At 44.3% G+C, this 8,860-nt stretch carries 8 protein-coding genes; 5 read left to right on the plus strand and 3 right to left on the minus strand.

From position 1 onward, the window contains the following. The first annotated feature begins 183 nt into the window (after positions 1-183). Positions 184-1,866 (plus strand): aspartate:alanine antiporter, encoded by a 1,683-nt coding sequence (locus tag B9J84_RS07860; protein ID WP_013857120.1) that lies wholly within the window; start codon positions 184-186, stop codon positions 1,864-1,866. A 301-nt stretch (positions 1,867-2,167) separates the two neighbouring features. Further along, positions 2,168-3,271: a phosphoribosylaminoimidazolesuccinocarboxamide synthase gene (locus B9J84_RS07865; RefSeq protein WP_094123889.1), complete on the plus strand. Its 1,104-nt coding sequence runs from the start codon at positions 2,168-2,170 to the stop codon at positions 3,269-3,271. Between the two features lie 48 nt (positions 3,272-3,319). Here the strand turns inward: B9J84_RS07865 and B9J84_RS07870 are convergent, their stop codons facing one another. Next, on the minus strand, positions 3,320-3,697 hold the full coding sequence (locus B9J84_RS07870) for a hypothetical protein (protein ID WP_026028825.1): 378 nt from the start codon (positions 3,695-3,697) through the stop codon (positions 3,320-3,322). Between the two features lie 438 nt (positions 3,698-4,135). On the opposite strand from B9J84_RS07870, the gene B9J84_RS07875 reads away from it, so the two are divergent. The 3 genes from B9J84_RS07875 to B9J84_RS07885 all read left to right on the plus strand — a co-directional run bounded on the left by B9J84_RS07875 (position 4,136) and on the right by B9J84_RS07885 (position 6,931). Then, positions 4,136-5,824, plus strand: coding sequence for an NAD-dependent malic enzyme (locus B9J84_RS07875; RefSeq protein WP_017044631.1), 1,689 nt, complete (start codon positions 4,136-4,138; stop codon positions 5,822-5,824). A 61-nt stretch (positions 5,825-5,885) separates the two neighbouring features. Further along, positions 5,886-6,209, plus strand: a complete 324-nt coding sequence (locus tag B9J84_RS07880; RefSeq protein WP_088721142.1) for a DUF3392 domain-containing protein — start codon at positions 5,886-5,888, stop codon at positions 6,207-6,209. Continuing rightward, on the plus strand, positions 6,182-6,931 hold the full coding sequence (locus tag B9J84_RS07885) for a vancomycin high temperature exclusion protein (protein ID WP_026028037.1): 750 nt from the start codon (positions 6,182-6,184) through the stop codon (positions 6,929-6,931). The genes B9J84_RS07880 and B9J84_RS07885 overlap by 28 nt, the downstream gene beginning before the upstream one ends. 55 nt (positions 6,932-6,986) lie before the next feature. Here B9J84_RS07885 and B9J84_RS07890 read toward each other — a convergent pair whose 3' ends face one another. Both B9J84_RS07890 and B9J84_RS07895 read right to left on the minus strand, forming a co-directional pair. Further along, positions 6,987-8,225 (minus strand): cysteine desulfurase-like protein, encoded by a 1,239-nt coding sequence (locus B9J84_RS07890; protein ID WP_094123890.1) that lies wholly within the window; start codon positions 8,223-8,225, stop codon positions 6,987-6,989. After that, positions 8,200-8,856 (minus strand): 2OG-Fe dioxygenase family protein, encoded by a 657-nt coding sequence (locus tag B9J84_RS07895; protein WP_170888685.1) that lies wholly within the window; start codon positions 8,854-8,856, stop codon positions 8,200-8,202. The genes B9J84_RS07890 and B9J84_RS07895 overlap by 26 nt, the downstream gene beginning before the upstream one ends. Between the last annotated feature and the right edge of the window lie 4 nt (positions 8,857-8,860).

Consider the following 8,860-nt stretch of genomic DNA (forward strand, 5'->3'; position numbering starts at 1 on the left):
CCAAGAAACATAAAAACCCGCTGATTTTTAGCGGGTTTTTGCTATTTATAGATAAATGGCTCTTTCTCTCAAATTAAGTCAATGAAATGTCAATTGTCACAAATTTCACTTATCTTTTTGCAATATTCAGATACAATTCCCACACTTTACCTACCCCACTTGGCACACATAACGAGTTGAGCCGTGAATATCGACGTCGTACTTTTGCTTGATCAGAACCCTATTCTTCTTATTTTTGTTGTCTTAGCGATTGGCCTTGGTTTTGGCAAAATTCGTTTTGGTAGCTTACAACTAGGCAACTCTATTGGGGTGTTAATTACATCACTCATCATGGGGCACCTTGGTTTTTCCTTCAATGCTGAAGCCTTAACCATAGGTTTCATGCTGTTCATCTATTGTGTCGGCATTGAAGCTGGCCCTAACTTTTTTGGCATATTTTTCCGTGACGGAAAACATTATCTCATCTTAAGTTTAGTGGTGCTCATTACCGCCACTTGGATTACCTATTTTGGCAGTTATTATCTCGGCCTCGATTTTGGCTTAGCTGCTGGTATGATGGCAGGTGCATTAACCTCCACCCCCGTATTAGTAGGCGCACAAGATGCGTTAAACTCCGGGCTAGCCACCATTCCAAGAAATATGGATTTATCCCTTATTTTAGATAATGTTTCGGTGGGTTATGCGATGGCTTATTTAATTGGTCTTATCAGTATGATCATGTTTGCCAAGTTACTGCCTAAGCTGCAAAAACAAAACCTCTCTGATTCTGCTCAACAGATTGCTCAAGAGCGTGGATTAGGTGGTAGCGGTCAACGCAAAGTCTATTTACCCATCATCCGTGCCTATCGTGTTGGTCAAGAGTTGATCAACTGGATTGATGGACGCAATTTACGTGAGCTTGGTATTTATCGCCAAACCGGTTGTTATATTGAACGCATCCGACGTAATGGTATTCTTGCCCATCCTGACGGTGACGCCATTTTGCAAGAAGGGGATGAAATTGCATTGGTCGGCTTCCCTGACAGCCATGCAAGGCTAGACCCTAGCTTTCGAAATGGTAAAGAGGTGTTTGATCGCAACCTACTTGATTTGCGCATCTCTGAAGAGGAAATCGTCGTAAAAAGTGACAGTATTGCCGGTAAACGCCTATCGGATCTGAATTTATCCGAATATGGTTGTTTCCTGAACCGAGTGATACGCGCACAAATTGAAATGCCAATGGACTTAGACATTGTGCTTGCCAAAGGCGATGTACTGCAAGTCAGTGGTGAAAAAAGCCGTGTTCAAGGCTTGGCTGATAAGATAGGTTTCATCTCTATCCATAGTCAAATGGCCGATTTACTCGCCTTTTGTAGCTTCTTTATTCTCGGCATTTTGTTTGGTTTGATCACCATGACCTTTGGACAAGTCTCCTTCGGTTTAGGCAACGCGGTTGGGCTACTGCTTTCTGGCATTATGCTTGGTTTTTTACGAGCCAACCACCCCACTTTCGGCTATGTACCGCAAGGGGCATTAAATATGGTGAAAGACCTAGGTTTGATGTTCTTTATGGTAGGCATTGGCTTAAGTGCTGGCGGAAAAATGTTCCAGCACCTCTCAGAAGTGGGCGTACAAGTGATCGGCCTTGCATTTTTAGTCAGCGTGGTGCCAGTCGTCTTTGCCTATTTGGTTGGTGCGTACATTTTGAAAATGAACCGCGCGCTTCTATTTGGTGCGATTATCGGTGCACGAACCTGCGCACCAGCGATGGATATCGTTAACGACTACGCAAAATCGACCATTCCCGCATTGGGTTATGCTGGCACCTACGCTATCGCCAATATACTGATGACACTGACAGGAACTATTTTAATTTTACTCAGCTAAACCTAATAATCCTCAGTGCTACTCGCCAAAGTCACATGTGTGGCTTTTGGCGAGTCATCGCCCCTCTAATTACTTCGCTTTTATCTCAATGTTTGCCGCTTTATCGGCTCAGAACTGCATCTTTTCTCCTGAATTCAACTCAGCACAGCTTAATTTTCCAAACGGAAAGCAATCGTTTGCTTTTTATCTGGCAGCAGAAAATAGTTCTGGTATGATGCGCAAAGTTTATCGATATCCTTACTAGCGTTGAGCTAACCGATATCTTCTCTGTATGACGTTTGAAAAAGATAGGAATGTCTAAATGAGCCTTGCTGATCAAATCCTTGCCGTCAATGACGACCTCCCAATTCGCACTCACCAACCTGTTCATAGCGGCAAAGTTCGCTCTGTTTATTGGCTAACTCCAGAAGATAGCCAGCGTTTGATCAAAGAAAAAGGTTACAACGTTGCTCCTGATGCACCTTTAGCCATTATGGTAATCAGTGACCGTATTTCCGCTTTTGATTGTATCTGGCATGCCGAAGGTGGCATCAAAGGTGTACCAGGTAAGGGCGCGGCATTGAACGCGATTTCAAACCACTGGTTTAAGCTATTTAAAGAGAGCGGGTTAGCCGATAGCCATATTTTAGATATTCCTCATCCTTTTGTATGGATTGTGCAGAAAGCCAAGCCAATCAAAATTGAAGCGATTTGTCGCCAGTATATTACTGGTTCAATGTGGCGTGCTTACGAAAAAGGTGAACGAGATTTTTGTGGTATTCAATTACCAGAAAGCTTGCAGAAAGATAAAAAACTGCCAGAACTGCTCATTACACCATCAACCAAAGGCATCTTAAAAGGCATTCCCGGTGTTCCAGAAGCCGATGATGTCAATATCTCACGTCATAATATTGAAGAAAATTTTGCCGCTTTTAACTTCAGTCGTGTCGAAGATATTGCCTTGTACGAAAAGCTATTAAAAGAAGGCTTCAGCGTCATTAGCCATGCACTCTGCCAAGTAGAGCAAATTTTCGTCGATACCAAGTTTGAGTTTGGTTATGTCACCGATGCCAACGGCGTTGAGAAACTCATTTATATGGATGAAGTGGGTACGCCGGACTCTTCTCGCATCTGGGACAGTGCTTCCTATCAGCAAGGACGTATTGTGGAAAATTCGAAAGAGGGTTTTCGTCAATTCTTGCTCAACTACTTCCCTGACCCAGATATTTTACTCAACAAAGAACGGATGGCTGAGCGAGAAGCGCTTGCACGTGATAATGCGCTGCCTTTGGCTGCATTAATGGATATTTCCAACACCTATCTTGCGATTGCAGAGAAAATTGTTGGCCAACCGATCGTATTAAGCCAAAACCCAAAGCAAGAGATCATTACGATCCTGCGTTCTCAATATGGCTTGATTGACTAGTACTCAACAATAACGGGACATTAAATATGCCCCGTTATCGGTATCCCCTTACAGGGTGATAATAAATTCGTCTGGTTTTGTATTTTTTATCAAAGATTGGCTTTTATTTTGAATCAATTGGATCTGTTCAGAATCCAACGCATACGGCATTACTAATTTTAGCTCTTCAATCCCCTCTAATTTCGCCAATCTCACCAGTGAAATTAAATTCGCTTCATCACTACGGCGTGTTGATAACGACTTCAACGCCATTTCCCATAGGCGATCCTCTGGGCTTGATAATTCTTTAATGCTGTCTTTCCATACCGTACCAAAAATCGGTGCAAATGACGTCATGGCTTCGAGGAATGTCCATTTCTTATTACATGACGCGCCAAGAAATGTAGTGTAATCAAACACCACCCGTGTCCTTTCTTGTGTATTCATTTTGTCCCCCGACAAATTGGCAGCACACTGTACTCAATATCATCCATGATTGTTCATATAGCAATAGGATATAAAAAAACAGTCTTTTATGCCTTAAAACCGAATGGATTGGCTATATCAAAACCAGGTTTGTAACAAGGCATAAACAGACTTACTGACATATGTGTCTGATTGATTAATATTTCAAACCGTGAACAAAAAGTCGCTTTATCACTTAAAGTGATCATCGCTCAACACTACTTTTGAAATCTCTGCTTAAGGAGACCAATAGACAAACATGTGTACATTGATGCCCTCAGCAATTAACACGGAGAATTCTACCGTTTTTATCGGCATTCTTCAGTATTCTGTGCCATGTGTCGCCGCTCGTCTATTTACAATCTCATGAGTAAACCGTTATCATTTTTGAGTTCCCTTCTACCCTAAAATAGGCCGACAATGAATAATGATAAACGCCCTCTTTATATTCCCTATGCGGGCCCCGCTCTACTCAGCACGCCTTTGCTCAATAAAGGCAGTGCATTTTGTGCTGAAGAGCGCAGTTCCTTCAACTTAGAAGGCCTGCTTCCTGAAACGACGGAAACGATACAAGAACAAGTTGTTCGCGCATACCAACAATACTGCAGCTTTGAAAGTGATATGGATAAGCATATCTATCTGCGTAATATTCAAGATACTAACGAAACCTTATTCTATCGTTTAGTACAAAACCACATCACTGAGATGATGCCCATCATCTACACACCAACGGTGGGTGCCGCGTGTGAAAACTTTTCAAATATTTATCGTCGCGGCCGCGGTCTGTTCATTTCCTTTCCGAATCGAGATCGCATCGATGACTTACTCAATAATGCAGCGAACCATAACGTAAAAGTTATCGTAGTGACCGATGGTGAACGCATTCTCGGCTTGGGCGACCAAGGAATTGGTGGCATGGGTATTCCTATCGGAAAACTGGCACTTTATACCGCATGTGGTGGTATTAGCCCTGCTTATACTTTACCGGTCGTGCTCGATGTTGGAACCAATAACCCACAGCGCTTGGCTGACCCGATGTACATGGGCTGGCGTCACCCTCGGATTACTGGGGCTGAATATGATGCATTTGTAGAAGAGTTCATCCAAGCGGTGCAACGTCGCTGGCCTGATGCACTGATCCAATTTGAAGATTTTGCGCAAAAGAACGCAATGCCACTATTAGAGCGTTATAAAAACCGTATTTGTTGTTTTAACGATGACATTCAAGGCACTGCGGCGGTGACTGTAGGTTCGCTATTGGCCGCATGCAAAGCCGCGGGCAGTCAACTCTCCGAGCAGCGTATCGCTTTTCTTGGTGCCGGCTCTGCAGGCTGTGGTATTGCCGAAGCAATCATCGCGCAAATGGTGTCAGAAGGTATTTCAGATGCTCAAGCTCGTTCTCAAGTCTATATGGTTGACCGCTGGGGTCTGCTGCAAGAAGGAATGCCTAACCTACTTGATTTCCAACAGCGCCTCGTGCAAAAAAACAAAGACACGCATGATTGGAATACAGAAGGTAATGGTTTCTCATTATTGGAAGTAATGAAAAATGGCAAGCCAACGGTGTTGGTTGGTGTTTCTGGGGCTCCGGGACTATTCAGTGAAGAGATTATCACTGAGATGCATAAACACTGCCCACGCCCGATTATTTTCCCACTATCGAACCCAACCAGCCGTGTTGAAGCGACGCCCAATGACATTATCCGTTGGACCAACGGTGAAGCACTCGTCGCCACAGGCAGCCCGTTTGCTCCCGTGTTGCATAACGGTAAAACCTACCCAATTGCACAATGCAACAATAGCTATATTTTCCCTGGTATCGGCTTAGGCGTACTGGCGGTCAATGCGCGTCGAGTTACTGATGAGATGCTGATGGAATCAAGCCGCGCACTCGCCAACTGTTCACCTCTGGCGCTTAATGGGCATGGTGCGTTACTTCCACCACTGGAAGCCATTCACTCCGTTTCCAAGAAAATTGCGTTTGCGGTAGCGAAAAAAGCAATTGAGCAAGGTGTTGCACTGGAGATCCCAGATGATGTGTTAGAAACCGCCATTGAGCAGCATTTTTGGCAGCCAGTATACCGCCGCTACAAACGCACTGCTTTCTAAGCTCCTACTCTGCTGCCCCTAAGCTTCGGCTGATGTTTAGGGGCTTTTTCTGTGAGTCAATATGATGAACTTTTTAGCGCCCGCAGGGCATTACTTATCACCGTATTTAACGGAGATATCAACTGCATTTATCGCTTGTTTGCTCGTGATGCTCGGTGGAGAGATTAACGCCGCGATGCGCAAGCTAATGCGCAACCAACACTTTGTCGTTCGCACATTTACGTTTATATTGATTAACGCATTCGGCTACGGTTTGGTGATCATCAAAGCGAGCCCTTACCTTGCTCGGACACTTTCGCAGTTAGAATCAGGCATGATGTTTAGCATTATTATGCTCTGCTTTATTGCTATCGGGATCTGGGCACAAAGGAACCGTCAAATTTAGTGTTAAAATTTTCATCTTCAAATCACTCTCGCCCTGTTTGGAAAAAGCGGGTTCACACGCTGCTTCGCTACGTGTCTGTACTGTTGTTCATTTCAAGCCTTTTTGTGCTTGGCATTGATCGCTGGGTCAGTTGGCAAGCCGAAAAACAAATCGTCACCGAGCAAAATCAAGTCGGTCAATTCCAAGTCGCTGTTGTACTTGGAACCAGTAAGTACTTGGGTAAAACGCTCAATGACTACTATACCCACCGAATTGAAGCCGCGATCGCTTTGTATGAGCAAGGCAAGGTAAAAGGGTTTTTACTCAGTGGTGATAATGCTCACCGTTCGTACAATGAACCGTGGACGATGAAACGCGATCTGCTGCGCGCAGGGATCCCGAGTGAACATATTTACTTAGATTATGCAGGGTTTCGTACTTTGGACTCCATTGTTCGCGCAAAACGTATTTTCGAAACCGACAATTTTTTGATCATCTCTCAACAATTTCATTGTGAGCGAGCACTCTTTATTGCCAACTACCATAACATTAATGCTCAGTGTTTAGCGGTTGCAGGGCCAACAACTCGTTCTGGTTTTAAAGTGAGGCTGCGTGAGGTCTTTGCTCGTACGAAAGCATTCTTAGATCTCTATATCACGAATACTCAACCTAAATTTTTAGGTCCCAAAGAGCCAATTGTGATCGAAGAGTTACCCTTAGAGCCAACCGAAGATGAAAGCTAAAAAAGGCACTGTGCCCCAGAAATCTTTCTTTCGACAGATTTCCGGGCCACTTTGGTTACGCTAGTGTGGATAAGACATCAAACAAAGCGTCAATTTCACTGCGCGTGTTGTAGTGCATAAAACCGATACGGACAACTCCACCGCTGTTTTCAAGATCTAACTGACGCACTAAACCAAGCGCATAGAAATGCCCATTCCACACACAAATATTATGCTCGCCCAATGTTTTGGCCACAAATTCTGGGTGGTGATTAGCTAAGCGAATGGCAAAGGTCGGTGTACGTAGCTCACTGTTAGCCTTGGTCAGGCCATAGAGCTTAGCCGAACTCAATCCTTTAAGTTTATACAGAAAATACTCACTTAATTGGCGTTCATGCTGGTTGTATTGAATGAAACTATCGATCAAACGCTCTCTTAACGAGCCACTCGCGTCTCCCCATTGCGCCAAATATTCCACTGCAGCAATCACGCCTGCCAAACCTTCAAAACTCTGCGTACCCGTTTCAAAACGTCCCGGACCAATATTGGTTGCAGGTTCAACTTTGTAGGGTTTAAGTGCATGTAACCACTGCGAAGCGATATAAGCGATACCAACGTGTGGACCAAAAAACTTATATGCCGAACAGGTTAAAAAATCACAGCCTAATTCTTGTACATCAATCAAATGGTGCGGAGCATAGTGAACGGCATCCACATACACCATCGCGCCGACTTGATGCGCCGCATCCACAATGCGTTTAACATCGACAATAGATCCTGTGGTATTCGAAGCATAAGTGACCGCGACCAGCTTTGTTTTAGGGTTGAGCAATGACAGTAGGTGCTCAATATCCAAAGTACAATCTTGTTGGTTCACCTTTATCTGGTGCACTGTAACGTGCTTATCCTGCGCCGCTTGCTGCCAACTGGAGACATTGGAGTAATGGTCAAGCGCAGTAACAATCACTTCATCGCCCACTTGCCAATCTCGGCTAATGGCTCGACTTAGCTGAAAAGTCAACGAGGTCATATTCGCGCCAAATACAATATTTCCTGATGACTCAGCGTTCAGAAGCGCTTGCACCGACTCACGAGCCTGCTGCATTAAATCAGTGGTGATTTGGCTTGAAAAATAGTGTCCGCCCAAATTAGAGTTAAAATGGCCCAGATATTCACTCATTTTTTCTATTACCGACTTAGGTACTTGCGAGCCACCTGGACCATCTAAGAAACTCACTGACTTACCATGATATTTTTGCGACAAAGCACTAAACTGCGTACGCACTTTTTCAGGAGTGAAGATCATTTCGGCCATCCTTAGCGGTTAACACAAAAACATCCATATGACCTTCTTGCCCATGCTCAATTGAGCGAATAGGACAAGCGTTATGCCATAACTTACTGTCCGCGAGCATCGCAATCTCACCATTTTCTAACACTTTCCGAAAGAAAGGGGCTTCATGGCAGTCTTGATACAGCATAATTTCACCGCCGACGATGTTGTGGCGATTCACCCCCACCAACGCAATATGATCAAAACCGTCTTGATGGACACCTTCTGGCGCGACTTGCGTCTCATCAAACACAGCAGCAATTCGGATCTGATGGATTTCAATCTCTTGCCCATTAGGCAGACCATTCGTACTCACAAACACCTCGCACACTTCTCTCATCCCGTCACTTTGTAACGTAGAGGGTAAAATAGGATCGAAATGACGCTTAATGTTGCCTTGAAAATGATTGATTTGATCGGTTTGCATAAAGTCATGCTTGTCCAACGCCTCGACTTTCCCTTTGTTAAATTGAACCACAGAGTAGCGCCGTAAACGATACTGACCATCAGCATGCTCCGTATGTGGTAATTGCGCAAAGGAGGGAGCAAGTTGTTGAATCGCTTTTTGACTTAATTGTGTAATCTGTAAAGTGTTTTCGTGTACAGCTAACATCACC

The organism is Vibrio sp. V03_P4A6T147 (genome assembly GCF_002241085.1).
In the GTDB taxonomy this organism is placed as follows: domain Bacteria; phylum Pseudomonadota; class Gammaproteobacteria; order Enterobacterales; family Vibrionaceae; genus Vibrio; species Vibrio anguillarum.

Coding starts and splice junctions, on each gene's coding strand:
- B9J84_RS07870 (WP_026028825.1), bottom strand. CDS start 3,697: ATGAATACACAAGAAAGGACACGGGTGGTGTTTGATTACACTACATTT.
- B9J84_RS07875 (WP_017044631.1), top strand. CDS start 4,136: ATGAATAATGATAAACGCCCTCTTTATATTCCCTATGCGGGCCCCGCT.
- B9J84_RS07880 (WP_088721142.1), top strand. CDS start 5,886: ATGATGAACTTTTTAGCGCCCGCAGGGCATTACTTATCACCGTATTTA.
- B9J84_RS07865 (WP_094123889.1), top strand. CDS start 2,168: ATGAGCCTTGCTGATCAAATCCTTGCCGTCAATGACGACCTCCCAATT.
- B9J84_RS07895 (WP_170888685.1), bottom strand. CDS start 8,856: ATGTTAGCTGTACACGAAAACACTTTACAGATTACACAATTAAGTCAA.
- B9J84_RS07890 (WP_094123890.1), bottom strand. CDS start 8,225: ATGGCCGAAATGATCTTCACTCCTGAAAAAGTGCGTACGCAGTTTAGT.